The 25,978-nt window shown below is 57.4% G+C and carries 26 protein-coding genes and 2 tRNA genes; 13 read left to right on the forward strand and 15 right to left on the reverse strand.

Annotation, left to right across the window (positions count from 1 at the left end; genetic code table 11):
* A partial coding sequence (locus ACB035_RS19775) for a type I secretion C-terminal target domain-containing protein (protein ID WP_371167971.1) occupies nt 1-3,418 on the forward strand: 3,418 nt, incomplete at its 5' end.
* A 72-nt stretch (nt 3,419-3,490) separates the two neighbouring features.
* Here the strand turns inward: ACB035_RS19775 and ACB035_RS19780 are convergent.
* The gene (locus tag ACB035_RS19780) at nt 3,491-3,985 is read right to left on the reverse strand and encodes a hypothetical protein (protein WP_005335330.1); all 495 of its coding nucleotides are present in this window, start codon (nt 3,983-3,985) and stop codon (nt 3,491-3,493) included.
* 185 nt (nt 3,986-4,170) lie between these two features.
* Here ACB035_RS19780 and ACB035_RS19785 point away from each other — a divergent pair, with 185 nt between their 5' ends.
* Nucleotides 4,171-6,126 carry an EAL domain-containing protein gene (locus ACB035_RS19785; protein ID WP_371167978.1) on the forward strand — a complete coding sequence of 652 codons (1,956 nt, stop codon included), beginning with the start codon at nt 4,171-4,173 and terminating at the stop codon, nt 6,124-6,126.
* Between the two features lie 63 nt (nt 6,127-6,189).
* Here ACB035_RS19785 and rraB read toward each other — a convergent pair whose 3' ends face one another.
* Complete coding sequence (rraB, locus tag ACB035_RS19790) at nt 6,190-6,525, reverse strand: ribonuclease E inhibitor RraB (RefSeq protein ID WP_026034893.1); 336 nt, start codon at nt 6,523-6,525, stop codon at nt 6,190-6,192.
* A gap of 265 nt (nt 6,526-6,790) precedes the next feature.
* On the opposite strand from rraB, the gene ACB035_RS19795 reads away from it, so the two are divergent.
* The 4 genes from ACB035_RS19795 to ACB035_RS19810 all read left to right on the forward strand — a co-directional run bounded on the left by ACB035_RS19795 (nt 6,791) and on the right by ACB035_RS19810 (nt 9,723).
* Nucleotides 6,791-6,866, forward strand: a tRNA-Phe gene (locus ACB035_RS19795).
* Between the two features lie 4 nt (nt 6,867-6,870).
* A tRNA-Asn gene (locus ACB035_RS19800) sits at nt 6,871-6,946 on the forward strand.
* A gap of 426 nt (nt 6,947-7,372) precedes the next feature.
* A complete protein-coding gene (locus ACB035_RS19805; protein ID WP_371167972.1) occupies nt 7,373-8,647 on the forward strand; it encodes an alpha/beta fold hydrolase in 1,275 nt (424 codons plus the stop codon).
* A 350-nt stretch (nt 8,648-8,997) separates the two neighbouring features.
* On the forward strand, nt 8,998-9,723 hold the full coding sequence (locus ACB035_RS19810) for a carbonic anhydrase (protein ID WP_371167979.1): 726 nt from the start codon (nt 8,998-9,000) through the stop codon (nt 9,721-9,723).
* Nucleotides 9,724-9,809: 86 nt separating this feature from the next.
* On the opposite strand, the gene ACB035_RS19815 is transcribed toward ACB035_RS19810, so the two are convergent.
* Together ACB035_RS19815 and ACB035_RS19820 are read right to left on the reverse strand one after the other, a co-directional pair.
* Nucleotides 9,810-10,718: a pseudouridine-5'-phosphate glycosidase gene (locus ACB035_RS19815; protein WP_323928306.1), complete on the reverse strand. Its 909-nt coding sequence runs from the start codon at nt 10,716-10,718 to the stop codon at nt 9,810-9,812.
* The gene (locus tag ACB035_RS19820) at nt 10,712-11,803 is read right to left on the reverse strand and encodes a PfkB family carbohydrate kinase (RefSeq protein WP_371167973.1); all 1,092 of its coding nucleotides are present in this window, start codon (nt 11,801-11,803) and stop codon (nt 10,712-10,714) included. Before ACB035_RS19820 ends, ACB035_RS19815 begins: the two co-directional genes overlap by 7 nt.
* 204 nt (nt 11,804-12,007) lie before the next feature.
* Here ACB035_RS19820 and ACB035_RS19825 point away from each other — a divergent pair, with 204 nt between their 5' ends.
* Complete coding sequence (locus ACB035_RS19825; protein WP_139442011.1) at nt 12,008-12,460, forward strand: RNA methyltransferase; 453 nt, start codon at nt 12,008-12,010, stop codon at nt 12,458-12,460.
* Nucleotides 12,461-12,580: 120 nt separating this feature from the next.
* Here ACB035_RS19825 and ACB035_RS19830 read toward each other — a convergent pair whose 3' ends face one another.
* On the reverse strand, nt 12,581-13,324 hold the full coding sequence (locus ACB035_RS19830) for a hypothetical protein (RefSeq protein ID WP_371167974.1): 744 nt from the start codon (nt 13,322-13,324) through the stop codon (nt 12,581-12,583).
* A gap of 189 nt (nt 13,325-13,513) precedes the next feature.
* On the opposite strand from ACB035_RS19830, the gene ACB035_RS19835 reads away from it, so the two are divergent.
* A complete protein-coding gene (locus ACB035_RS19835) occupies nt 13,514-13,945 on the forward strand; it encodes a universal stress protein (RefSeq protein ID WP_005335309.1) in 432 nt (143 codons plus the stop codon).
* A gap of 77 nt (nt 13,946-14,022) precedes the next feature.
* Here the strand turns inward: ACB035_RS19835 and ACB035_RS19840 are convergent, their stop codons facing one another.
* The 4 genes from ACB035_RS19840 to crp form a co-directional block, all read right to left on the reverse strand.
* Entirely contained in the window at nt 14,023-14,658 is a 636-nt protein-coding gene (locus ACB035_RS19840) for a murein L,D-transpeptidase catalytic domain family protein (RefSeq protein ID WP_088868584.1), read from the reverse strand.
* A gap of 174 nt (nt 14,659-14,832) precedes the next feature.
* Nucleotides 14,833-15,939, reverse strand: a complete 1,107-nt coding sequence (locus ACB035_RS19845; RefSeq protein ID WP_338711161.1) for a porin — start codon at nt 15,937-15,939, stop codon at nt 14,833-14,835.
* A 338-nt stretch (nt 15,940-16,277) separates the two neighbouring features.
* Nucleotides 16,278-17,078, reverse strand: coding sequence for a putative RNA methyltransferase (locus ACB035_RS19850; protein WP_371167975.1), 801 nt, complete (start codon nt 17,076-17,078; stop codon nt 16,278-16,280).
* A gap of 125 nt (nt 17,079-17,203) precedes the next feature.
* Nucleotides 17,204-17,842, reverse strand: a complete 639-nt coding sequence (gene crp / locus ACB035_RS19855; RefSeq protein WP_005335304.1) for a cAMP-activated global transcriptional regulator CRP — start codon at nt 17,840-17,842, stop codon at nt 17,204-17,206.
* A 300-nt stretch (nt 17,843-18,142) separates the two neighbouring features.
* Here crp and ACB035_RS19860 point away from each other — a divergent pair, with 300 nt between their 5' ends.
* Entirely contained in the window at nt 18,143-18,547 is a 405-nt protein-coding gene (locus tag ACB035_RS19860) for an OsmC family protein (protein WP_005362569.1), read from the forward strand.
* A 93-nt stretch (nt 18,548-18,640) separates the two neighbouring features.
* Nucleotides 18,641-18,937, forward strand: a complete 297-nt coding sequence (locus ACB035_RS19865) for an MliC family protein (RefSeq protein WP_040067985.1) — start codon at nt 18,641-18,643, stop codon at nt 18,935-18,937.
* Nucleotides 18,938-19,080: 143 nt separating this feature from the next.
* On the opposite strand, the gene ACB035_RS19870 is transcribed toward ACB035_RS19865, so the two are convergent.
* The 3 genes from ACB035_RS19870 to ACB035_RS19880 are packed head-to-tail and all read right to left on the reverse strand — an operon-like array spanning nt 19,081 to nt 20,777.
* Nucleotides 19,081-19,614: a DUF4136 domain-containing protein gene (locus ACB035_RS19870; RefSeq protein WP_005335300.1), complete on the reverse strand. Its 534-nt coding sequence runs from the start codon at nt 19,612-19,614 to the stop codon at nt 19,081-19,083.
* 16 nt (nt 19,615-19,630) lie between these two features.
* A complete protein-coding gene (locus ACB035_RS19875; RefSeq protein WP_005335299.1) occupies nt 19,631-20,500 on the reverse strand; it encodes a phosphoribulokinase in 870 nt (289 codons plus the stop codon).
* A 52-nt stretch (nt 20,501-20,552) separates the two neighbouring features.
* Nucleotides 20,553-20,777 carry a YheU family protein gene (locus ACB035_RS19880; protein WP_005335298.1) on the reverse strand — a complete coding sequence of 75 codons (225 nt, stop codon included), beginning with the start codon at nt 20,775-20,777 and terminating at the stop codon, nt 20,553-20,555.
* Nucleotides 20,778-20,874: 97 nt separating this feature from the next.
* Between ACB035_RS19880 and ACB035_RS19885 the strand changes: the two genes are divergently transcribed.
* Nucleotides 20,875-22,026: a membrane-associated sensor domain-containing protein gene (locus ACB035_RS19885; RefSeq protein ID WP_371167976.1), complete on the forward strand. Its 1,152-nt coding sequence runs from the start codon at nt 20,875-20,877 to the stop codon at nt 22,024-22,026.
* Here the strand turns inward: ACB035_RS19885 and ACB035_RS19890 are convergent.
* The 3 genes from ACB035_RS19890 to ACB035_RS19900 form a co-directional block, all read right to left on the reverse strand.
* Nucleotides 22,005-22,991 carry a hydrolase gene (locus ACB035_RS19890; protein WP_371167977.1) on the reverse strand — a complete coding sequence of 329 codons (987 nt, stop codon included), beginning with the start codon at nt 22,989-22,991 and terminating at the stop codon, nt 22,005-22,007. The two genes, ACB035_RS19885 and ACB035_RS19890, sit on opposite strands and share 22 nt — an antisense overlap.
* 66 nt (nt 22,992-23,057) lie before the next feature.
* Nucleotides 23,058-23,957, reverse strand: a complete 900-nt coding sequence (locus tag ACB035_RS19895) for a chemotaxis protein (protein ID WP_005335289.1) — start codon at nt 23,955-23,957, stop codon at nt 23,058-23,060.
* A 152-nt stretch (nt 23,958-24,109) separates the two neighbouring features.
* A complete protein-coding gene (locus tag ACB035_RS19900; RefSeq protein WP_129503396.1) occupies nt 24,110-24,769 on the reverse strand; it encodes a hypothetical protein in 660 nt (219 codons plus the stop codon).
* A gap of 39 nt (nt 24,770-24,808) precedes the next feature.
* Between ACB035_RS19900 and ACB035_RS19905 the strand changes: the two genes are divergently transcribed.
* Together ACB035_RS19905 and slyD are read left to right on the forward strand one after the other, a co-directional pair.
* Complete coding sequence (locus ACB035_RS19905) at nt 24,809-25,012, forward strand: YheV family putative zinc ribbon protein (protein ID WP_005335287.1); 204 nt, start codon at nt 24,809-24,811, stop codon at nt 25,010-25,012.
* Nucleotides 25,013-25,155: 143 nt separating this feature from the next.
* On the forward strand, nt 25,156-25,827 hold the full coding sequence (slyD, locus tag ACB035_RS19910) for a peptidylprolyl isomerase (protein ID WP_005348264.1): 672 nt from the start codon (nt 25,156-25,158) through the stop codon (nt 25,825-25,827).
* Nucleotides 25,828-25,978 lie beyond the last annotated feature (151 nt).

Here is a 25,978-nt window from a genome sequence, read left to right on the forward strand (position 1 = left end):
CACCTTCAGCATCAACGTGCCGGGCAGCGTGCTGGCTGCTAACAGCAACGTCCAGGCCAGCGTCACCGCCACCGATGACAACGGCAACAGCGTTACCGCCGAGACCGACCGTGACTACACCGTCGACGCCCCCCCCACTACCTCCGGTGGTTACGCGCAGGGTGATGAGGACACATTGCTCACCCTGACGTGGGGCCAGTTCAACGCCAGTGATGCAGATACACCTGAGGATCAGCTGTCGATCAAGATCACCTCACTGCCGGCGGACGGGGTGCTGCAGTACAAGGATGCCAACGGTAACTGGCAGTCAGTGGTGAAAGATCAGGTATTTACTAAGGCCGATATCGTCGCCGGCAAGCTGCAATTCAAGCCTGATCCGCATGAGGCGAGCGGGTCGGCGGGCAGCGGTGTGAACACGGGTGCGGACGGCAACAAGCTGGGGGATTATGCGTCGTTCGGCTATCAGGTGAGCGACGGGGTAAACAGTAGTGGTAATGCGACCTTTGTGGTCGATATCAAGCCGGTGGTTGACGGCGTGACGCTGAAGGTTGAGCTGGTGAGTGGCGGGTTTGTGCCGGGGGCGGCTAAGGTAGAGCAGATTCTGTCCGACCTGAATGGCAAGAGGCCGTCTCCATCGCCGACTGGCGGAGATGATTATCTGGTTACCAATGGCAGCTGGGTTCTGGGCGGTGGCGGCAATGACACCATCAAATACGGCAGTGGCGCCCACTTCCTGGCAAAAGGCGAAGCTGGCAATGACATTCTGATTGGTGGTGGCAGTGTTACTGACAACCTGGATGGCGGCGATGGGAATGACATTCTGATCGGCGGCAAGAATGCTACGTCGTCGGTTACTCTGAATGCTGGTGCTGGCAACGACACGCTGATAGCCCAAAGCCTGAAGGCCTCCACCTCTTATTATGGTGGTGATGGGCTGGATGTTGCCTATATGCCGGGTTCGATGAAGGAGCTGAAGCTGGTGACGACAGGGTTGCCACAGGATTGTGATTACCGATTGGTATATAAAGACTCTAGCGGTGCGTTGACAAACCATGATTTCTATAGTGTAGAGACCCTCTATCTGCAAGATGGTAAGTATGAGTTCAAGGATGGCAACCTGACTAAAGTTGCTGATCTGGCGACCTTGAAAGTTGATGTTGATCTGATCGACACCGATGGCAGCGAACATTTTACCGAGTTGACTATCAAGGGGTTGCCACAGGGTACTGTGCTTTCGGGTGGCACACTGCAAGCCGATGGTAGTTGGAAAGTACCAGCCAGCATGTTGGATAAAGACGGGAAATTGTCGCTGCAGGTTGAGCTACCGGTTGGCAGCCAGAATATCAAGGTCACCGTGGTGGCAGGCTCGCAAGAGTATGATATGGACGGTCAGCCGATAGCCGGTGAAGTGAAATATACCGAAGCGGATACCGGTTTTATGGTCAAGCCCAGTAATCCGAACGGAGATAACACAGTTGAGGGGGGGCGTGGTGATGATGTATTGCTGGGGGATATCGGTGGTATCAAGACCTCGGTTGAACCGGGTAAAAACTACAATATCGCCCTGATTGTAGATACATCAGGCAGTATGCAGTACGGCCTGGACGGAAGATCAAACCCGCCTGCAGGTCAGGATAGGATGACGCTAACGATTGCTGCACTGAAAGTGCTGGCCAATCAGCTTGCAGATCATGATGGTGTAGTTAACGTGACGTTGGTTGATTTCAATTGGTCTGCTAGTTCAGTCATCTCAATTAATGATCTATCAAAGAGCAATTTGCAGTCGTTTATTGACAAAATAAGCTCATTGTCTGCTGGCGGGGCGACTAACTATGAGGATGCCTTTATCAAGGCGACCGAGTGGTTTAACAGCAAGCCCGGCAGCAATTCCGGATTGACCTTTGAGAATGTCACTTATTTCCTGACCGATGGCGATCCGACTATTTATAACGGTGTGGATAGTGCGACAACAGCAGATGCGATGCAGAAGGCTATCAATGCATTTGGTTCTTTGTCTGGACAAAGCGAAGTCAAAGCTATCGGTATAGGGAGCGGCGTGACGCTGGAGAATCTTAAATATTTCGACAATACACAGGTAGTTGGTTCAGGTAGCAAATATGAGAATGCTCTGTTACTGAATGACTTTTCGGGCAATACAGGGTCTTGGAGTGCGAGTAGCTGGGCCTCGACTGGTGATAGTTCAGGGCGTGTCGCAAGAGTCGGTAGTCGGTTGGAATTGACGGACAATGCGAAAAACGATGCGTCGGTATTTGCTAGCGAAAAAATGACGTTGGCGGCGGGTTCCGGTATACGCTTTGAGCTTGGTGTAAGTAGCAATGTCTCCGGTGGGGACAGTTTCTCGGTGCAACTGCAACGCTGGAACGGCGCTGCCTGGGTGAACGTCGGTGCTGCGGTGACCTCAGCGGGGACTATCAACAGCGGTGCGCTGGCTGCGGGTGATTACCGTTATGTCTTTACCATAAACGAGTGGGGAAACTCAGGAACGGCTACCCTGACGATCGATAATTTGAATAAGGTGATAGGTGGGCGTCCGCCAGTTGGTCAGCCCGATATCATAAATACGGCAGATCAGCTTAAGGCCGTGCTGGTCGGCAGTTCGACCACCAACACTCCTGCCGAAGTGGGGGCCGATGTCCTGCACGGTGGCGCGGGTAACGATATCCTGTTCGGGGATGCCATCAACACTGACAACCTGCCCTGGGGCACGGCCGGTAATCCGGTCAAGCCAGCAGATTGGGTTGATGGCAAGGGGCTGGATGGTCTGACCCAGTTCCTGACCTTGAAAAACGGCTATGCACCCAGCTCCCTTGAGCTTTACGAGTACATCAAGGGGAATGCCAAGTCATTTGATGTGGCGGGCGATACCCGGGGGGGCAACGACAAGCTGCACGGTGGCCTTGGTGACGATATCCTGTTTGGCCAGGGTGGCAACGATGAGCTCTATGGTGATGATGGCAACGATATCCTTTATGGCGGCACTGGCAGTGACAAACTGTATGGTGGTTTGGGTAACGACATTCTGACTGGCGGCGAAGGTAAAGATTTCTTCGTATGGAGTCAGGGAGATGCGAGTGCCAGCAATCCTGCCGTTGATACTGTCACGGACTTCAAACCGAGCCTGAGTGATCCGACGCTGCGCGACAAGCTGGATCTGAGTGACCTGCTGGATCATGATGGGTCTAAAACGGAGTCATTGCTTAAAAGTCTGTTGTCTGTGTCTGCAGATAGCCAAGGTGTGCATCTCAAGGTTAGCGATTCGGTGGGTGGTTCTGTGACCCAGGAGATTGTGTTGTCTGGTCACACTTTTGGCTCTCTGACCGGTAATAGTGGTGCAACGGCTAGCCAGGTGATCGATTACATGTTGGCCAACAACATGCTCGATATTGATAAACAGTAAGCACTAACAACTACGCAATAAAAAAGCGGCAGAGCAATCTGCCGCTTTTTTTATCTTTGCAGGGAAGAGAAATCAGTTGCCGAGGGTGGCAAACAGGCTCTGCTCCAGGGTGCCGCGGGAGACACAGACCGGCTTGATGGACGGGGCCGGTACGCGCTCGCCTGAGGATTCAACGAAGAACAGCTCGGTGTTGCCCTTGACGTTGACGGTGGCCACGCTGCTGTTACCGCTCTGGGTGATGATCAGGTTGATCTGCAGGTTCGGGTTGCCCAGTGCAACTTTGGAACCCATGGTGCCGCAGTCCAGCCACTCCAGCCCGTCGGCTGACTGGTTGACGTTGGCAGTCATCAGGCCGGAGCCACGCTGGCTGTTTTCGATGGTGAGGCCGTGATCGGTGAACCACTTCTCGGCGCGAGCCCACACCAGATCCACCGGGATCGCCATTTCCTGAGTATTGTTGGTTGCCTTGGCAATTGGCGGGTTGTAGCGATACTCCTCACCGCCGTTATTGTCACCAGCACAACCAACCAGCAGCAGCGCCAATGCGCTCCCCATAATCTTTTTCATCTTGTTTCTCTCGTCCATATCACCAGGCCATTGGCCAACCGGCGCCTATTATCGCCGGAGCGACAATCTCTGTCAGCAACCATCCAGCGTTCGATGTTATGGGGAGGTGATCGGGGTGCTTTACAAAATTGGTTTGCTATCATAGATTTGCTCGAAATTCCTCCATAAGCACCCCTGTGACCAACATGCTCACCCCGGATCTGCTGCAGCAGATCATCGACCAATTGCCAATGAGTATCTTCTGTCGAGATAGTCATGGGCGTTACCTGTTCGCCAATCGTGAGTTCGCCCGTGAAGCCAAGCTGGAGTCGCCTGCCGAGGTAGTCGGCAAGACAGATGCAGATATGCCCTGGGGCGATCTCTTTCGCAGTGAGGATGAACAGCTGCTTGCCGGAGGCGTGCCGATGCTGTATCAGCAGCTCCATTGCAACCGGGGCGGGAATACCTGCTGGATGGAGGTGCACAAGGTGCCTCTTTACACCCCGCAGGGAGAGGCGTGCGCAGTATTCGGGGTGGTTAACGAGATTGCCCAGCGCAAGAGCCTGGAACAGACGGTCAAAAAGCAGCAGTTGTTGCAGCGTTTTCTGCTCGATGCAATTCCTGATCTGATCCGTTTCGATGATCACAACGGGGTGTTGCTGGAGTGCAATCAGGCGTTTCTCGACTTTATCGGCCATGGGGCCGATGAGGTGCTGGGTCAGCAGCTGCCGTTCCGGTTGGCGGCGCCGCAGGGGATGGGTCATGGCGAGTGTTGTCTGCTGGATGCCAGCGGGCAGGGGCGACACATGGAGATCACCCGGGTCGATGTCCCCGATGGTGATGGTCACTCTCTCGGGATCCTGACGCTGGGGCGTGACATCACCGGTCTGCGCACCACTCAGGCGCAGTTGCAGCAGGAGCAGCACTACGACAGTCTGACCGGGCTGCTCAAACTCTCCCGGTTCTTGCAGACCAGCCGCCATCTTGGGGGACGCAGTGCCACATTGGTGCTGGTCGATCTGCACCATTTTCGTGAAATCAACGATCGCTTCGGGATCCGGATTGCCGATCGCCTGCTGAGCCAGGTTGCCAAGCGGTTGCAGCAGCTGGTACCGCCGCGTTCCCTGCTCTGTCGAGTCGCTGCCGATGACTTTAGCCTGCTGCTGCCGGACTTCAACGAGCCATTGCAGGGGTGGAGCCAGCATCTGCAGCAGCAGTTGATGGAGCACTATCAGGTGGAAGATCACCGCATCCAGATCCCGGTGTTTCTGGGGCTGGCCCAGGGGCGGGCAAGCGATGCCGAGCGGTTGCTCAGTCATGCCGAGGCTGCGCTGGCGCAGGGCAAACGGCAGCAGCAGTACTGCACCCTGTTTGATCCCGAGCTGCATGCCCGGCTCAAGCGGCGTCAGTTGATCGCCGCCCAGTTGCCGCTCGCCATCAAGTCCGCCCAGCTGGTTGCCGTCTATCAGCCGATCATCTGTACCCGCACTCACCGGCTGCATGGCGCCGAGCTGCTCTGTCGCTGGCCCCATCCTGAGCTTGGGATGATCTCCCCCGACGAGTTTATTCCGTTGGCGGAAGAGATGGGGATCATCGGTCAGCTTGGCCAGTTAATGCTGGAGCAGGGGTGTGCCCAGCTGGCGCAGTGGCAAACTGAGCAGCCGGATATGGTGCTCTCCATCAACCTCTCGCCGCTGCAGTTCCGTGATCCGGCGCTCTGTGAACGGGTCTCTGCCTGCATCGCTCGCCATGGTCTCAAGGCCAGTCAACTGGAGCTGGAGATCACCGAAGGGGTGTTGATGGAGAACGCCGACGAGATTGAGACCAACCTCGACAACCTGATTGCCGCCGGTTTTCAGCTGGCCATCGACGACTTTGGTACCGGTTACTGTTCGCTGGCCTATCTGCCGCGTTTGCAGGTGGCGACCCTCAAGCTGGATCGCAGCTTCACTCAGGGGCTCGCCAGCAATAGCGCGACTACCGCTATCGTGCGTTCGGTCATCGGGTTGGGCCATGAGCTTGGGATCCGGATTACGGCCGAAGGGGTAGAGACACCCGAGCAGCAGCTGTGGCTGACCGAGGCGGGGTGTGATCGGCTCCAGGGCTATCTGTTCAGTCGCCCACTGCCGCCGGCGGAGTTTGCTGCCAGCTATCTGGCGTGAGAGATCGTCAGAAACAACAAGGCCACCGTAAGGTGGCCTTGTTGTTTTACGATGGAGGCAGGATCAATCCTGGAAGTAGGTGCCCCAGCCATCGTAATCCACCCCGTATTTTTCCAGGATGGGCAGCATCTTGGCGATATCGGCGACGATCGCTTCGACATTCAGCTTGCACTCGATGGTGGCATCGAAGCAGAAGATGGTGGCGCCGTCATCCAGCTCCATCTCTTCGGCATCGGTCACTTCAAAACCGGCCTTGAACAGGTCAACCGCTGCTTTTTCCAGACGGTCGAAATCCTGGCAGGCGAAGTGGTGCTCGATGTCGTAATCCGCATCGGGATTGCTGCCATCGGCCAGCAGTTCGTTGACGATCTCGGTGGTCTCATCACGCCACTCTTGCATATTCAGACTCATGTTGCCTCCAGGCGGTATCATTGCGGCAAAGCATACTCGCAGAGTGGATTCGGCTCAATGCGGCTGACCCACTGAGCCTCGAATTTCCATCATATTGGCACAGCCTGCAGGGCGTGCAGAGGCCAGCAAGTACGGCAAACAGGACTGAAATGGATAATAAATGGCCGCTTCGTTCGGTTGTTGAGCGAACGCACTTTTTATCGTGCCATCATGGTTGACACTCTGCGCTGGAAAGGGTTTAATGCGCGCCGTTGCCCAGATAGCTCAGTCGGTAGAGCAGGGGATTGAAAATCCCCGTGTCGGCGGTTCGATTCCGTCTCTGGGCACCACAATTCCTCCTTAGTTCAGTCGGTAGAACGGCGGACTGTTAATCCGTATGTCACTGGTTCAAGTCCAGTAGGAGGAGCCAAATTCGAAAAGCCCGCTCAATCGAGCGGGCTTTTTCATTTCTAGTTGCTGTTGCATGCTGCCAAAAAGAGCGTCGCGCCACAGGTGGCACTGAACAGCAGCATTCCGGTCTGCAGCATGCTGCCAGGGCATGGCTTCTTCTCTCTTTTTCTGGCCCTGATCCACTTCGGTTTCATCACATTCCCTTATCCATTTTGTCGGCCTGAATGGCTGCACTCCTGTGCAGGCGAGCCATCTTTGTTGAATGGCGCCATGGCGTCAATCTCCCCCGCAAAACAATTAATTCAGCACCGTTGAAGAGCGGCTTGTCTGGTGATGTTTCGACCTTTAAGCCATTGTTAACATTTTGGAAAACTGGAGTGACCCTGTGGCCGGGCGGGGATATGATGGGGTCAATGATGTTCCCATCCTGACGGAGAGATCCCAGATGAACAGCCCCTTGAGCTATGTACTGGACGGCATTCATTGCGAGCCGCACTTTTTTACCGTTCCCCTCGATCATGATGAGCCGGATGGTGACAGCATTACCCTGTTTGCCCGCACCCTCTGCCGTAAAGACAAGCTCGATGAGAAGTTGCCCTGGCTGCTGTTTCTGCAAGGTGGGCCGGGATTCGGGGCACCGCGCCCGACGGCCAATAGTGGTTGGCTCAAGCGGGCGTTGCAGGAGTTCAGAGTGCTGCTGCTGGATCAGCGTGGCACCGGGATGTCGAGCCCCATCCACGGGCATAGTCTGGCCAAAATGACCCCGACCGAGCAGGCGGAGTATCTCGGCCATTTTCGCGCCGACAGCATAGTGCAAGATGCCGAGTTCATCCGGCAGGAGCTTAGCCCCAAGCATCGCTGGAGCCTGCTTGGTCAGAGCTTTGGCGGTTTTTGCTGCCTGACCTATCTCTCGCTCTTCCCCGATAGCCTGCGGGAGGTCTATATCACCGGCGGCATCGCGCCGATTGGCCGCAGCGCCGAGGAGGTTTACCGCGCCACCTACCAGCGGGTGGCTGACAAGAACCGAGCCTTCTTCGCCCGCTTCCCCCATGCTCAGGGGATTGCCAACCGGCTGGCCAACCATCTGCACCAGCACGATGTGCGACTGCCCAACGGCCAGCGCCTGACGGTGGAGCAGTTCCAGCAGCAGGGGCTGGATCTCGGCGCTACGGGTGCTTTCGAGGAGCTTTATTACCTGCTGGAAGAGGCCTTTATCGGCGACAAGCTGAGCCCGGCCTTTCTCTATCAGGTGCAGAGCATGCAGCCATTCAATACCAACCCGCTGTTTGCCATTCTGCACGAGGCTATCTACGCCGAAGGGGAGGCGACTCGCTGGGCGGCTGATCGGGTCAGAGTGGAATTCCCGGCGGTGAACTGGGCACCCGGCAAGGATTTCGCCTTCACCGGCGAGATGGTTTACCCCTGGATGTTCGAGCAGTTCCGCGAGTTGCTGCCCCTGAAAGAGGCGGCTCATCTGCTGGCCAACAAGGCGGACTGGGGGGCGCTCTATGATCCGGCACAACTGGCCCGCAACCAGGTGCCGGTCGCCTGCGCCGTCTATGCCGAGGATATGTATGTGGAGTTTGACTACAGTCGCGAGACCCTGCGTGGCCTTGGCAACAGTCGCGCCTGGATCACCAATGAGTATGAGCACAACGGTTTGCGTGCCGATGGTGAGGCGATTCTTGATCGTCTGATCGCGTTGAATCGCGACCGTTAATTGCCGTTATCGGCAACTATCGCGGGAGCCCGGACTCCCGCGATGGTTGTGATGGATAGTTGTTATGAAAGCGTGACTCCCTGAACCTTGACCCGTATCCGCCAGACGATGAGTGGATAGCCGGCTGATTAATTTCCCCCTCTTTCACTGTCTCTGTCGATCCCTCACCATATACTTGCCAAACGACTCTGTATTGAGCAGCGGTCAAACCGATTGACCAACCCGTGCTCGTTACCATTAGAAAGTCGCTCCGATGCTCTGTATCCCGCGTATCTGATATGCCATCTCTGCATGCCCCGCTATCCGGGGGAGGGGATGGTCGTGCTTTTCAATCACAATAAGGATGTATGATGAGAAAGTCTCTGTTGGCCTGCTCCCTGTTGCTGTGCCCTGTCGTGTTTGCTGCCACCCCCCATTGGGAATATAGCGGTGAGGCGGGGCCTGCCCACTGGGCCAAGCTGACCCCGGAGTTTGGCCAGTGTGCGGGCAGCAATCAGTCGCCGGTTGACCTGCGCGGATTGGTCGAGGCCAAACTGGCCCCGCTGGTACTCCACTATCAGGCGGGTGGCAACACAGTGGTCAACAACGGTCATACCGTGCAGGTCGGTTATGCCCCGGGTAGCACCTTGCAACTCGATGGCACCACGTTTGAACTCAAGCAGTTCCACTTCCACGCCCCGAGTGAAAACCTCATCGAGGGCAAATCCTATCCGCTGGAAGGGCATCTGGTGCATGTCAGTGACAAGGGAGAGATCGCCGTGGTGGCGGTGATGTTCGAGGCTGGCAAGGCCAATCCGGCGCTGGCGGCAGCCTGGAGTGCATTACCTGCCAAGGTGGGGGAGACCCAGGCCCTCAAGACGCCGCTCGTTGCGGAGCAACTGCTGCCCGAAAGCCATGACTACTATCGCTTCAGCGGTTCCCTTACTACGCCTCCCTGTTCGGAAGGAGTGCGCTGGCTGGTGATGAAGCAGCCGGTCGAGGTCAGTCAGGCCCAGATCGACGCCTTCAAGGCGGTGATGCACCACCCCAACAACCGGCCGGTGCAACCGCTCAATGGGCGCGTGGTGCTGCAATAACACAGAGTTGCAATAGCGCTGCAGATAGCAAAAACAACAAGAGGGCCGCGAGGCCCTCTTTTACATGGCGAGGTATCGGTGTGCGCTCAGAGGCTGGCGGCGATCCGGGCGCCGAGGGCCGCGTTGTTCAGTACCAGCTGGATGTTGGCCGCCAGCGAGTTGCCGCCAGTCAGCTCGCAGACACGGGCCAGCAGGAAGGGGGTTGACGCTTTGCCCTTGATCCCCTGCTCGTCCGCTTCATGGAGCGCCCGGGAAATGGCTGCGTCGATGTCGGCTTTAGACATGGCGTGTGCGGTAGGGATGGGATTGGCCACCACGGCGCCGCCCGCTAGTCCCAGCTCCCACTTGAGGCGTAGCGCCTCGGCGATGGCTGCCGGGGTATCGAGGCGATAATCGACCTTGAAGCCGCTCTCGCGGGTGTAGAAGGCGGGCAGCTCCTCGGTTTGATAGCCGATCACCGGCACGCCCTGGGTCTCCAGATACTCCAGGGTCAGCCCGATATCGAGGATCGACTTGGCACCGGCGCAGACTACGGCCACCGGCGTTTGTGCCAGCTCCTGCAGGTCGGCCGATATATCGAAGGTCTCCTGCGCGCCGCGATGTACCCCGCCAATACCACCGGTGGCAAAGACCCGGATCCCCGCCATGGCAGCGATGATCATGGTCGAGGCGACCGTGGTGGCCCCCATCCCCTTGCGCGCCAGTACGAACGGAATGTCGCGGCGGCTGCACTTGGTCACGCTGTGGCCTGCCCGGCCCAGCGCTTCCAGCGCACCGGCATCCAGACCCACCTTGAGGCGGCCGTCGAGGATGGCGATGGTGGCCGGAATGGCGCCGTTATCGCGCACCACCTGTTCAACCTGACGGGCCGTTTCCACGTTCTGCGGATAGGGCATGCCATGGGAGATGATGGTGGATTCGAGGGCAACCACCGGTTTGCCGGCGGCCAGCGCGGCAGCAACTTCCGGTTGGATATCGAGGTAAGCGTTCAGCATGAGTACTCCTCCTGTATGCGGTCAACGGCGGTCTTGCTCAGACCGGAAAAAACGGTATCGGAACAATTGACGGTGAGGGCGGCGCAGCCCAGGGCAAAGCGGGTGGTCTGGGCAATGTCGAGCTGTTGCAGCCAGGCGTGGGCGAGGCCAGCCATAAAGGCATCCCCGCCGCCGGTGACGTTGAGCACAGGACTGCCCAGCACCGGGAGGTGACCCTGCTGCTCGCCATCGCTGTAGAAGATCCCCTGTTCACCCAGACTGAGGAACAGTCGCTTGACCCCGGCGCGGTGGAACCAGGCGGCCACCATGGGCCAGGTTGCGGGCCCGGCGATGGTCATGCCGCACAGCTGCTCGGCTTCGCTTCGATTGGGTTTGAGGGTGTGGATCTTGCCGAGCCAGGGGCGGATCTTCTCCACTTTGGCCACCGAAACGGTATCGACAAAGATGGCGTGATCCCCCTGTCGCTCGAACAACCAGTCGAGGGTGTGGATAGCCAGATTGGTGTCGAGCACCCAAAGCAGGGCACCGCCGAGAAAGCCTGCGAGGGGGGTCAGGCGGGCAGGGGTGAGCTGCTCTATGATGGCCATGTCGTTGATGGCGCAGCTCATTTCGCCGCTACCATCATGCAGGCTGAGATAACAGGAGGTGGCGTGACCATCGAGCACCAGAGTCTGGCGCACATCGACGCCGGCCCGCTGGCTCACCTCCAATAGATGGTGACCATACTGGTCGTTACCGACAGCAGTCAGCAGTCGGGTATCGCTGCCGAGCCGCGCCAGATTCTCGGCGATATTGCGGCCGACACCACCGGCCGAGGTGCGCACCTTGCCTGGGTTGGAGTCGCCGAGCAGCAGGTTGTCGTGGCTGGTGCCGCAAATATCCATATTGGCACCGCCGATCACCACTACGTAGGGGCCCTCTCGCAGTACATAACCTCTGCCTTGCACATATCCCTGCCGGATCAGGCTGGAGATGTGGCTGGCCAGCGCAGAGCGGCTGATGCCAAGGCGATCGGCCAGCTCCTGCTGGGCAATCATGGGATCCTGACGCAGCAGGGCGAGGATCTCTTGTTCACGCTCAGTCATAGACAAACATCCATTTGCAAACGTTTGTCTATTATTGCTGGGAAACGTTTGCTGGCTATCGGCTTGTACAAAATTTGTCGGCTTGCGCACAAAAAATCGACATTCAAAGCTGGGTTGGCAAGCGGTTTAGCCGGGGAGGGGACTTTTAACGGGTCGGTGGCCCTGCAACGGCTTATAATGGCCGCCGCAAGATGAGGAGAGATGATGGAAAAGAGTGCATTCTGCTGCGTGGGGCTGGTCAATCCCAAGTCTCCGGAAAATGTCGGCTCAGTGATGCGGGCTGCGGGCTGCTACGGGGTGGATGAGGTTTACTACACCGGCAACCGCTTCGAGCTGGCGCGCCGCTTTGCCACTGATACCAAGCAGATGGTGGAGAAGATCCCGCTGCTCGGGGTTGATGACCTGCTGCAATTCATGCCGGAAGGGTGTGTTCCCGTGGTGGTCGATCTGATTGACGGCGCTACGCCGCTTCCCGACTATGTCCATCCGGAGCGCGCTTTTTATATCTTCGGGCCGGAGGATGGCACCCTGGATCCCAAGCTCTATGGCGCGGTGAAAGATGTGGTTTATGTGCCGACCCAAGGCTGCATGAATCTGGCTGCATCGGTCAACGTGATCCTCTATGACCGTTTGGCGAAGGGCTTCCGGCAACCCTGAGTTGTGGCGTGGCCACGGTCAGTCAAACCGTAATGGAAACGGTGTTGCTCATAGACTGGTTGCTGGCGGTGGCTGCTGTTGACGGGGCTGCGGCATCCTTCTCTTTCCCCTATGGAGGGATCAGTTTTCGCCGGCCTTGACCGCCTGCTCCTCGAGAAAGTCGCGGTAGTATTCATAGAGGTGATAATGGCGATATATCTCGTCCAGCGTGCCGCGACGGATCAGATTCATCATCTCTTGATCCCACAACTGCAGTAGCCGGTCGCCCTGTTCGGTATCGGCAAAAATGGGGTAAGTCGGGATCCAGCGCAAAATGGTGCGGTACATATTGGCCGGGGTCTCATCGGCTGCATGGAGCACGCCAGCGGTCAGGTAATAGCGATAGCGCCCCTTGCCAATCAGCTGCAGGGCCATCTCATGGTTGTCGATCTCATGCCACCGCATGGTAACCGGAAGATATTTATCCAGCACCCATCCTCTCCGCCAGAGCACGGTCTCTCCCTCCAGGCTGCGCTCTCCCCGCCATTGTGGCTGCCACTGCTTGAGCATGAAGACGGTCACATCATCTGCGGAGGCGGGCTGACGGGGCTGTTTGACCCCCTTGATCTCGTCCCGATAGACACTCATCGCCATATCCCCCTCTTGCCTGGCTACCATGGCAACGGCGCGTTTGTAGGGCACGATATGGGGCACGATCTGGTAGCCGTGGGGTTGGTAGATGGTTCGCACCAGATCGAGATAGATACCGCGGCCATCCGGTTGGCAGAAACCGGGCCAGCCATCGCAATAGACGTGAATATCGGCTGTGCGAGCGTGGGCGATCGCACACAGAGAGCAAAGTAGCAAACAACCGATGCGCAGCATGGTCAGCATTATCCTCGCAGGGGTGAGGAGAGCATTTATCACCTGATTTATACCATGCCATTGATCGCGGCGGGCGGAGAAAACATCCCGCATCTCCATTTTGCGACAGGGTCGAGGGTTATTTGCGGTCGGATCGTTATGATCGAGTAAAGATTCAATAGCACCCCAATCAGTAGAGGAGACTGTATTATGCCATCGATCAAGACTCTGCTCTGTCCAGTCGATTTTTCCCAAATGTCTCGCGCGGTACTCGACTATGCCGTTTTTATGGCACAGAGCCATCAGGCCCAGCTCAAGCTGATCCACGTGGTTGATCAATTGCACGGTTTTGACAGTTACAAGATCCTTCATATGACGGCCATCGAGATCACTCACGAGATGGAGCGTCAGGCCAGAACCCAGCTCAAAGAGCTGGTTGCCACCCTGCCGATCCCGGCCACCTTTGATATTCGCTTTGGCCGCGCCGCCGATGAGATTGTCATTCAGGCCAAGGAGGATGAGGTTGAGCTGATCGTGATGGGCAGCCACGGTCGCTCCGGTATCAGCCATCTGCTGGTAGGCAGTGTCGCCGAGTCTGTGGTGCGTCATGCACCCTGTCCGGTACTGGTGGTGCGCCAATAACGCGCCACGTTTAGAGTGAAAAGCGTAACAAACAAGGCCAGCGATTGCTGGCCTTGCGTTTTCTGGTGTTGTGCCCGCTAGCCGTGGGCGTAGATGACACTCCCCCCCTTGATGGTATCTATGATGGCCCTAGCCTGCTCTTTGGGCAGGGCGGGGCAACCCCAGCTGCGGCCCAGCTTGTCATATTTGCGCAGATGGGTCGGGCTGGCATAGGCGGCGCCATGTACTACGATGGCACGCTTGCGGGCATTGCTGTTCTTGCCGGGGCTGAGTCCGTCCAGCCGCAGGGAGTAGCCATGCTTGCCCAGATAGGTTTCTGCGGTGCGATAGACGCCAAGGGAACTTTGGCGGGAGTTGAGCTGGTTGGAAAAGCGTTTTGCGGCCAGTTCACCTGAGTTGCGGCCATGACTGACCCAGGTGTGATAGAGCAGCTTGTGGCGTTTCATATCGATGACAAACAGCCTGCGCTGGGTGGATGGCTTGCTGTAATCGATGATGGTGAGAATGGGTTTGCGTTTGTGGCGCACAGTTTGATAACTGTTGAGTGCCTGACGAAAGGTCTGTTTATCCAGTTTGCCGGCCAGACCCAGTTGACGATAGAGGCTCTGATCCCAGCTGGCATCTGCCGTGCTGCTCCAGATGAGCGATATCAACAGCAGTGGCAACAACAGCCACCCGCGTTGCCAGTCTATGTTACCGCGCGCTTGTCTCATCCGTGAATATCTCCTTGTCACTCCCTGTCAACGGCGCGGATATTGCCATCAATCCGCTCGATAGTTATATGCAAGGTGCTGAAAAGGCGCAATAAAAAAACCGGCCGCAGAGCGGCCGGAAGTAATTCAAACAGTAGACATTGGTATCACAGGGTATAACTGACTTCCAATTACTTAGAAGTTGTACTGCAGGGCAACCGCGACTACGTCATCGGTGTTCTTGCCCAGAGAGTTGGTGGACTTGCCATCTACGGAGTCCAGCAGGTTCAGCTTGTAATCAACGTAGGCGTTGAAGTTCTCGGTGAAGTTGTACCAGGCACCGATAGATACGTACTCGGTGTAGGTATCATCGATACCGCGAGCGGAGTCTTTCACGTCAGTGCGCAGGTAGGCCAGAGAAGGCTTGAACTTGCCGATGGTGTACTGGGCAACGGCTTCGTAGCCATCCATCTTCTCGGCGTAGCCGTTGTTGACGAACAGGTGGTCTTCACCGTGGGAGTAGGTTGCAGCCAGGTAGAGGTCGCCAGTTGCATATTTGGCGCCGAAGCCCATCAGCTTGGCATCCTTGTCGCCACCGAAGGCGGCATAGCGAGCTTGCTCGTCGGTCTTGCCAGCCTGGTTATAGGCAGCACCCAGGCTCAGGCCCATATCGAAATCGTAGTTGGCAGATACTGCGAAGCCTTCAGCAGAACCTTTGCTATTCCAGCTTTCGCCGTTATAGGTGTTGCCGTTGAAAGATTCAGTGATTGCACTGCGACCGGCGTTTTGCGGATCGTTGTTACCGGTGAACTGGGCACCCAGAGTCAGACCCTGATAGGTGTAGATGTACTGGGCCAGACCGTTGGTACGGCCGGTGCCGAATACTTCGGTATCTTTGCCCAGGCCGTCACCGCCCCACTCAGGCAGGACGTCGGTATAGTTGTTGACGGCCTTGGTGAACAGACCATCCTGACGACCATAGCTGAATGCGCCGAAACGGTCGTGCTTGATGCCGGCATAGGCATAACGCAGCTCGTCGTTGTCAGAACCGGAAGTCGGCAGGTTGTACTCGGCAAAGCCGAACGCCTTCATCTCGGGAGCAATCTTGGTCTCGCCAGCAACGTGCAGACGGAAGTAGCTCTGGTCACCTTCGGAACCGTTGTCGTCAGTACCGTAGTACATACCCTGAGCACGGCCACCGATATCCAGCTTGGTATCGTTCTGGTTGTAAACGGTAGCAGCATGGGCGCCGCTCGCCAGCAGCAGGCTGGAGATGGCAATAGTCAGTGCAGACTTCTTCATATGCGTTATTCCTCTGATGTAAACACTTCCGAACTTGTTGTCGGTTCTGTGAAATCGGAAATAGTCCGATAGCCACACGGTAGGCGTCCCAACCTTGACTGGGCCTGAATCCATCGTTGTTTAATTGAGGTGACGAGGTCGTTATCAAGACTGGGTGTGACGGTTTTTGACAAGATAAAAAGAGATTAAATTCAATGAATTATTTTCTAGTGACTTTTTTGACATCAAGGCTGTTCTGAGCAACAAGGTCAATGGCTCAAGTTGTGAGCTATATCACACAGGGGAGAATGGGGCGGGCGGGAAAAACGGGGGGAGCCTTGCAAGGCTCCCCCCAGTGATCAGAGGGGCTTTTGCCACAGGGTCAGCAGCAGATCCTGTTCCAGTTCATTCGGGCCCTGTTGAGCGAAAGAGTGACGCTGCTCACCGGTTGCCCGCCAGCCAAGGCGGCTGGTCTCCAGAATAAAGCTGCGCATGGCCTGATCCATGGTGAGGCTGAACTGGCAGCGCTGTTGAGCCATCGGATTGAGGCCGCCGAGGGTTGGCCAGCTGAGGGGGTGTTCCATGCTCACCGGATTGAGGCTGACCCGCAGTTGCCACTGATGGCGCGGGCCCGGCTGCAGATAGAGCAGATAGCCACCGGGGGCCAGCCAGCTGACCAGCTGTTCGGTCTTGACCTTGAGATCGTTGACCAGCAGCACCTGAGCAGAGCCCGGTTGCAACGGCGCGCGAGCGGGATCGGCAATGACAAACTGGCCGTCCGGCTGCGCTTTTTTGGCGGCAAAGATGGTGTTCTTGGCGATATCAACCCCAGCAAACTGCCAGCCGGGTAGACGCTCTGCCAGCGCGCGGCAGTAGTAGCCTTCACCGCACCCAAGATGAACCAGCTCTTGCGGGGCAAGGGGAGAGAGCAGGGAGGCCATGGCCTCGACCAGCGGCAGTTGGTGGCCGGCTTCCAGAAAATGGTGCTTGGCGCGCATCAGGGCACGGCTGTCGCTGTCTTTGGGGTTTTTCTTGCCGGGGATGAGATCCAGATAACCTTCCGGAGCCGGATCGAAGTGATGCTTGTTGTCGCAATAGCGCCCCTGGGAGGCTTCATGAAGATGGAGCGGACTGCGGCAGCGGGGACATTGAAGGTGCATAGTAACTCTCTGGGCGAATTCCGGAACAGTGAAGGGCGTTCGGGATTATAGGGGAGAGGATCAAAAAAGGCTGCCGTAGCAGCCTTTTTTATCCCAAGGCCTCAGTCAGGCCTGCGGACGGGTCATCAGCGAGTGCCAAATACCACAATGGTCTTGCCGTGGGCAGAGATGAGCTCCTGCTCTTCCAGCATCTTCAGGATGCGGCCCACGGTTTCACGAGAGCAGCCGACGATCTGGCCGATCTCCTGACGGGTGATCTTGATCTGCATGCCATCCGGGTGGGTCATGGCATCCGGCTGTTTGGCCAGGTTGAGCAGGGTCTGGGCGATCCGGCCGGTCACATCCAGGAAGGCGAGGTTACCCACTTTCTGGCTGGTGTGTTGCAGGCGCTTGGCCATCTGGCCAGAGAGACGCATCAGAATGTCCGGGTTGACCTGGATCAGCTGGCGGAACTTCTTGTAGGAGATCTCTGCCACTTCGCAAGAGCCTTTCGCGCGAACCCAAGCGGAGCGCTCGGGGTTCTCGTTCTCCTCGAACATCCCCATCTCGCCCAGGAAATCGCCCTGGTTCAGATAGGAGAGGATCATCTCTTTGCCCTCATCGTCCTTGATCAAGACGGCCACAGTGCCCTTGACGATGTAGTAGAGGGTCTCCGCTTTTTCACCCGCATGGATCAGGGTGCTCTTGGCGGGATACTTATGAATGTGGCAGTGCGACAAGAACCATTCCAGGGTGGGATCGCTTTGCGGTTTGCCAATGACCATGAGAATTCCTCTGTAGTGTCTTTTTATGGACTTGTGCGTCCGGGCAAGCTGCCAATCTTGCCATTCCTTGTATTGGTCGCAGTAGGATAAGAGCCTTTGCCTGTGCTGACAAGGCTTTGCGGGCTTTTGACAGAGCCCTTTGAGTAATGCCTGCTGCGCCGCTCCGGCCATTCTAGGGAAGATAGAGGTCGGAGATGTTGATTTTGATCTATTTCCATCCCAACTCCCCCTGTTCGGCAGAGATAAGCGACTGGGTTATGCTAGGGATCCATCATCATGATTAACAGGAGAGAGTGCGAGATGAAAGCCAAGGTCAGCTGGGTGGAAGGGATGAAGTTTGTGGGTGAGAGTGAATCCGGTCACAAGGTGATCCTGGATGGTGCCAACCCCGGTGAGGGAGCCAGCCCGATGGAGATGATCCTGCTGGCGGTCGGTGGCTGCAGCTCCATTGATGTGGTTTCCATCCTCGAAAAAGCGCGCCAGTCGGTGACCGCATGCCATGTCGATGTCAGTGGCGAACGGGTCGATAGCGTGCCCCGGGTTTTCGAGAAGATTAATCTGCACTTCGTGGTGACGGGCAAGGGATTGGCAGAGAAACAGGTGGCCAGAGCGGTCGATCTGTCGATGGAAAAATACTGTTCTGTTTCCCTGATGTTGGAAAAAGCGGTACAAATTACCCATAGTTATCAAATTGTTGAAGCTTGATAACGATAGTTTCGTTGGTACCCTGGCATAAGGCCGTTACGTAAGGCCACTGCACAAGGCCATGACATAAAGCCATTACATAAGGAAAGTGCAATGAAAAAATTGATCGCTCTGCTTCCCCTTTTGGGCCTGGCGGCGTGCAGCAGCCCGCAACCTACCCAGTATCAATACAGCCAATACCAGTGTGGCGAAGAGATGCTGGCCGTTACCTATGATGCCCAGGCTGACATGGTGCAGTTCCCCTATGCCGGGGTTTACCACAAGCTGGCGCGCGTTGAGTCTGAATCTGGCGCCAAATATTCCGACAGCGTCACCACTTTCTGGAATCAGGACAAACAAGCCCTCCTCACTCAGAAAGGGGTCACACTGCTGACCTGTACGCTTAAATAAGTGACCACAGATATCTGAAGGTGTGCAGCTTTATGTCCGGGTCTGGCCAAGGCCGGATTGGGGCAAGAGGTTGAGACCACAAAAAAAACGGCTTGCCGGGAGGCAAGCCGTTTTTCTATCCATCCATTATCACTAAACAAGCGTTAGTTGGTGGGGACGCGATTGAGCAGCTCGGCCGCGAGCTGCTGGCTGAGTGCCTGACGCTGGCTATCTGCAATGCTCACGTCGCTGGTCAGCTGGATGATGCTGCTCCAGACCGCTTTCTGGGTTTTGCGATCGAGCAGCACGATGGCCAGCGACCCTTTGCGCTGGTTGGCCGAGGCATATACCCCGGGCGTCATGCCAAGACGGGCGAAAATCTCGCCGTCACTCATATCCTTGCCGCCCGCGACGCCGATGGCGACCCACAGATCCGCCTCGTCGAGCGGTGCACTCTGCCACCCCTTGCCATTGAGCTCCCGGCTTACCGCCTGCTGCATCGGCTCCAGCCACCCTTCCGCCAACTCACCGGCAAATTGATACTGCTCGGCCAGGGCGTAGCGCGGGGTTGCACCATAGGTCCAGTTGCCCATCGGGCGAACCAGCATGGTGCCGGACTCCAGCGTGGGGGCCGCCGGCCCGCTGCTGCAACCGCCAAGCAGGGCGAGCAGTGCCACAGAGAGATAAGCAAGCCGCATCGTGAACTCCTTTGAATCAGGTTATTTTGCCGGTTTCGATCAATTGCTGGATGAGCGGGCGCAGGATCAGCTCCATCGCAAAGCCCATCTTGCCACCCGGCACCACTATGGTGTTCATCCGCGACATGAATGAGCCATCGATCATCGACAGCAGGTAGGGGAAATCCACCTGCTTGATACCGCGAAACCGGATCACCAGCATACTCTCGTCCAGACTCGGGATCACCTTGGCGCTGAAGGGGTTGGAGGTATCCACCGTCGGCACCCGTTGGAAGTTGATATGGGTGCGCGAGAACTGCGGGGTGATGAAGTTGATGTAGTCATCCATGGAGCGAACGATGGAGTCGGTCACCGCCTCTCGGGAATGCCCTCGCTCCGAGGTATCGCGGATCAGCTTCTGGATCCACTCCAGGTTGACAATGGGCACTACGCCTATCAGAAAATCCACGTGGCGGGCCACATTGTGATCCTCAGTTACCACACCGCCGTGCAGCCCTTCATAAAACAGCAGGTCGGTATTGCTGGGCAGATGCTGCCAGGGGGTGAAGGTGCCGGGCATCTGGTTGAAGGGCACCGCCTCGTCAAAGCTGTGCAGGTAGCGGCGATACTGGCCATTGCCATCCTGCCCATAGCCCTGGAAAAAGCTCTCCAGCAGCCCGAAGTCATTGGCCTCAGGGCCAAAATAGCTGATATGACGCCCCTGTTCGCGCGCCTTGCGGATCGCTACATCCATTTCCGGTCGGGTGTAGCGGTGAAAACTGTCACCTTCCACCACAGCCGCGGTATATCCCAGTTGATGGAACATGGAGCGAAAGGCGTTGGTGGAGGTGGAGGTGCCGGCACCGGACGAACCGGTAACAGCAATAATGGGGTGCTTGGCCGACATGGGATTCTCTCTTCCTTGGGAATTCCGTTATAAGGTCCGGATTGCGGTTGGGTCAAGACTGCTCGATGAAGCGGTCTTTCATCACGATATTCACCGATTCGTGCAGCTCGCTATAGACGATGACAGCTTTGCCTTGCTGTAATTGTTCTCTCACTGCATCGACTTTGACGCCAAGCGGGACATCCTGCTCTCCATATTCGGTTCCTTCCTGCAACACAAAGTGTTCGATCAGGTTGGTCAGGGTGTCGCCGTCCAGTTCTTGCCAGGGAATGATCATTTAAAGGTCTCACAGCAAAAGAGGTGATCGTCAGGCTATTGTTGTGTTGAATCCCGCGAATGCAATCACTTTTTACCTTTTCACCGGAGTCTGAGAGATGTTGTCTGAAGCGCAGCGCAGCGCGCCGTTAACCCTGACTGAGCATCTGGACAGCGCACGTCGAGAGGCGATTGCCCGAGGCATGGTGTGGTTCTGGTTGTTGAACTGGCTGGTGGTATTGTTTCTTTCGATACGCTACGAGGTTTACAGCCAGGTCGGGCTAGCCAGTGATGACAGCTTGCCCTGGCGCTTTCAGAGTGAGCTGGCCCTGGTCATGGTGGTGCTATTGCTGCTACCTGTTGTCAGCCTCTTTTGTGACCATCTGCAGGATCGCCTCTGGTTACGGATGGCTGCGCTGGTGATGGTGCTATGGGGCGGACTCTGGACGCTGCACATCTACACGATTGGTCAGGTGGAGCTGCGGGGAGGGGTCAGCTATGCCAACGGGATCATGCGGCTCAACCTGCTGGCCGCGCTCATCGCGTTTTATCCCGATCGCAAGGTGTTGTATGGCTATCTCTTGGGCCCGATGACGGTGGGTGTAGGGTTGGAGCTCTTTTTGCGCGTCGATTTTCCCCAGATCTACCTGCTTGGCGTGTTGTTTGGCGTGATTGCGCTGGAGGTTGGCCGCCGCATGCTGCACCGCTGGTTTGAGTTGGCGATCATGCGGGAGCATGAAAATCTGACGCTGCTGCGCCAACTTGATCAGCTCGCCAAGCAAGATCCTCTGACCGGTGTCGCCAACCGGCGGCATTTCAATATCGAGCTGGAGCGCGCGTTGGCCCATAGCCAGGAGAGCGGCGCTCCGCTATCGCTTATCCTGATCGATGTGGACTATTTCAAGCGCTTCAACGACCACTATGGCCATCAGGTGGGGGATATGTGTCTCAAGGAGGTGGCACAAGCGCTCAACCGTGCGGTACGCACACCATCTGATCTGGTGGCTCGCTATGGCGGGGAGGAGTTTGTGCTGCTGCTGCCCAATACCGATCGTCAGGCGGCGGCCTGCGTGGCGCAGCGGTTGCAAGATGGCTTGGCCAGCCTGCAGCTGGAGCATCTGGCGTCCGATGCTGCCCCCTGGGTGACGGTGAGTCAGGGGATTGCCTGCTCAGTGTCTGGCGAAGGGGTTAGCCAGTTGCTGGAGCGGGCCGATCAGGCGCTCTATCGGGCCAAGGAGTCGGGACGCAATCAGTTCTGTGTTGCAGAGTGACTCTGTTCGGCAATCCAGCGGCTGATCCGCTCATCCAGCCAGAAGCGGGGACGCCACGGAGTGCCGTGCAGAAAGCCGACATGGCCGCCGCGCTGGCTCAGCTCATAGCGCACCGTGGGCGAGAGTTGATCCGGTCGGGGAATGACTGCGTGTGACATAAAGGGATCGTCGGCGGCGTGCAGGATCAGGGTAGGGATGGGGATTTGAGCCAGCAGCGGTAGTCCGGAGCAGCTCTGGTAGTAGTGGCTGGCGCTGTGAAAACCGTGCAGCGGCGCGGTGACCAGCTCGTCAAAGTCGCGCAGGGTGGCAATCTGCTCCACTTGTCGAGGTTGCCAGCGTTCACTCGCTTTCTGCTGCTGGCTGATCTTGTTGAGCAGGTTGCGGCGCATGGTGCGCAGCAGATAGTTTTGATAGACCTTCGAGAAGCCCTGATTGACCCGCTCGGCGCAGCTCGCCAGTTGCAGCGGGGCCGAGACCACCACCGCCGCTTTCAATGCCGCAGGACAGCCCCGCGCCAGCAGATTGACCAGCATATTGCCACCCAGTGAAAAGCCGATGGCGATCAGCGGTTTGCCCGGGAAGCGCTGGCTCAGCTCGGCAATCAGCTCCTGCGCATCACCGATGGCGCCGGAGTGATAGGCCTGCAGGTGGCGATTGGGCTCGCCACTGCAACCGCGAAAGTGCATCAGCACGGCCTCTCTGCCCTCTTGCTGCAGGTGGGCGAACAATCCCTTGGCGTAGTGGGAGTGAATGCTCCCCTCCAGCCCGTGAAACACCACTATCAGCGGCCGTTCATCAAGGCTGACTTCCCCGCTCCAGGCGAGGTCGACAAAGTCCCCATCCTGCAGTTCAAACCGCTCCGCCACAAAACGGGCAGGGGGGCGGCGCAGCCATTTGGGCAATATGGTCTGCAGATGAGGATTGCGTGCCCACCAGGGGGCGTGGAAGTGGCTCTCGGTCAGCATGGGGTCAGTCGGTCTGGATCGAAGATAAGGAGGACGGGAGGCGTGTTCCTCCCGCCAGTCATTGGCTTATTTCAGCAGGCGATCGTGATGTTCGGCGCCGCGCAGCATGGCCTGGATCAGCTCGTTGGCCTCGAACTTGGTCAGCGCCTCATGGGCTCCCACCTGATGGGCCCGCTCCACACTGATCTCGCTGGAGAGGGAGGTGTGCAGGATGATGTAGGCCCCCGCCAGTTTGCTGTCGCTCTGCACCTCGAAGGCCAGCTCGTAGCCATCGAGCCCCGGCATCTCGATATCGCTCACCAGAATGTCGATCGGGGTCTTCTGGCTCGCCCGCGTCTGCATCAGGGTCAGTGCATCCTTGCCATTGGTGCAGACCTCATAAGGGATATTGATGTAGTCCAGCGCGGCCATAAGCTGACGGCGAGCGACCGAGGAGTCATCGACCAGCAGGATCCGCATCGGCTTGATCCGCTCCCGCTGCACATCGGTCAGCACCGGATAGAGGTGGCTCGGATCGTCCGGATAGACCCGGGAGAGGATCAGCTCCACATCCAGCAGCTGGATCAGCTGGTCATTGACCCGGGTCACGCCGGTTACGAACACATTGTGACCGAGAGAGGCGGGGGGCGATTCGATATCGCGCCAGTTGCACTCGGTGATCTTGTCGATGCCCCGCACCAGAAAGCCCACCAGGGTGCGGCGGCAGTCGGTAATGATGATGAAGCAGTGGGGCATCTCCTCCTTGCTGATGGGGCGATAGCCCACTGCCATCGCCATGTCGATCACCGGAATGGTGGAGCCGCGCATATTGGCAGCCCCCAACACGGTCGGGTGCGAGTGGGGCATTGCCGTCAGCTGGGTGTAGGGCACAATCTCCTTCACCTTGAGGGTACCGATGGCAAAGGATTGTTTGGCTGAAAGATGAAACAGCAACATGCCTTGGGATTGATTGGCTTTGCTCGTCATGGCAGATGTCCTGTTGGTCGAAACGTTGGCAGTCACTTCAGGCCTCTAGCATAAAGGATTACGGGGGGAATGGCCCTTCCTTGTTAACGACCATCTGGCAAAAAACTGGACTCATTCAGCCAATTTCGTTGGCGTATTCCATCGGCGTCCGGTTATTGATCGCTATCCTCGCCAACGCCCCACTGTTGGCAGGCAGCTTGCAATGCGGCCTCATCGGCATAACCCAGCTTGCTGGCCACCTGTGCGGGCTTGCTGCCGCCCTTGAGCAATCTGAGTGCCTGCAGCAGTTGCCACTGTTGTTGCAATTCACTCCCTTCTACCGGCGCATCGGCTTGTTGTGCCCACTGTTGCTGAGACTCCGGTTGGCCATTGGCCAGCGCTTGCCAGCAGGCTTGCAGCTCACCGTGACCCTGCTGGCTGATGGCGCACTGTTGCAGCTCATCCAGGATCACCTGCAATCGCTGACCATAGGCTCCTTGCCACTCTTTCGGACGTTGCCACCGGGCCAGCGAGTCGAGCAGAGCATCGAGCAGCGGGGTGGTCTGCAGCCAGCCTGCCTGCTGCGGCTGAGCCACGCGCAAAGAGACATTCAGCTGATCGTACTCGCAACCGCTGAGGGGGCTGAAGGCCGCGAGGGCATCGGCGCAGAGCCAGAAGCTGCTGCCTGCCGGCAGCAACAGCTCATGTTGGCCCAGTCTCAGCAGCGCGGCGCCCCGGGTGATCCGCAACAGTTGCCCGACCGGAGTTCGTTTGCGGTTGCCGGCGTGCAGGCCCTGGCAGGAAAAATGGTGATACTCGATGGCGTGATGCATGTAAAAACCCTGATATGATGCTGCCTGGAGGTAACAAATATGGAAACCAGACGTAAAAAACGCTTCATTGCCGGTGCTGTCTGTCCGGCGTGCGGCAAGTTGGACAACATGATGCTGTATCTGGAGCATGGAGTCGAGAAGGTGACCTGTGTCGCCTGTGGCGATACCCAGGTACAAACGCCTGCCGAGGTCGACAAGCAGACTCGCGAGGCGGAAGAGGTGATCGGGGTGTTTCGCCCCTGATAAGGCAACGGCGGGTGGAATGCGGGTCTCCTCGCTGACGCTGTTGCCGTTTTTTTCGTCACTCCGTGGCGCCGCACGGCATATGCGCGGCCCGCTTTTTAGGGTATTCTGAGCCCGTTTTTTTCTATCCGCAGGATCCTGACATGAAAGTAGCTCCTCTGAGCGTGGTTACGCTGGAATACACAGTCACCGACGAGCACGGTGAAGTCATCGACAGCACTGTCGGCAAAGAGCCGCTGGTCTATCTGCACGGCACCCGTTACCTGGTCTCTGGCCTGGAAGCCGAGCTGGAAGGTCGCGCGGTAGGTGAAGCCTTCGAAGTGACTCTGGCACCGAGCCAGGCCTACGGCGAATATGACGAGACACTGGTACAAGAAGTACCGGGCGAGCTGTTCGACGGCATGGAAGTCTCCGAAGGGGATACTTTTGTGGCTGAAACCGACGATGGCCACCGTCCGGTGACCGTGGTTGAAGTGTCCGAAGAGTTCGTCAAAGTGGATGGCAACCATCCGCTGGCTGGCGTGACTCTGGGCTTCAAGGTCGAGATCAAGGACGTGCGTGCTGCCACTGCCGAAGAGCTGGCTCACGGCCACGTTCACGGTGCCGGTGGTTGCGGTCACGATCACGGTCATGACCACGATCACGGCGGCTGCTGTGGCGGTCATGGTCACGACCATGATGAGGATCACGGCCAGGGCGGTTGCTGCGGCGGTGCTGGCCACGGTCACGATCATGGCCACGACCACGGTGATGACCATGGTCACGGCGGCTGCTGTGGTGGCGGCGGTTGTGGTGGCAAGGGCCATCACCACTGATCACGGCCATGCCGATGATAAAAAACCCGCGATTATCGCGTAATGCCAGTCAGTTAAGCCTGACTGGCATTGTTTTTATTGGCTTTTTGCACTGCATACTTTTGTGGTCTTGGCTTCACACTGCGGGGATAACTCCGCTCCCTTCGCTCCG

This window comes from Aeromonas sp. S12(2024) (genome assembly GCF_041402305.1).
Classification (GTDB): domain Bacteria; phylum Pseudomonadota; class Gammaproteobacteria; order Enterobacterales; family Aeromonadaceae; genus Aeromonas; species Aeromonas veronii.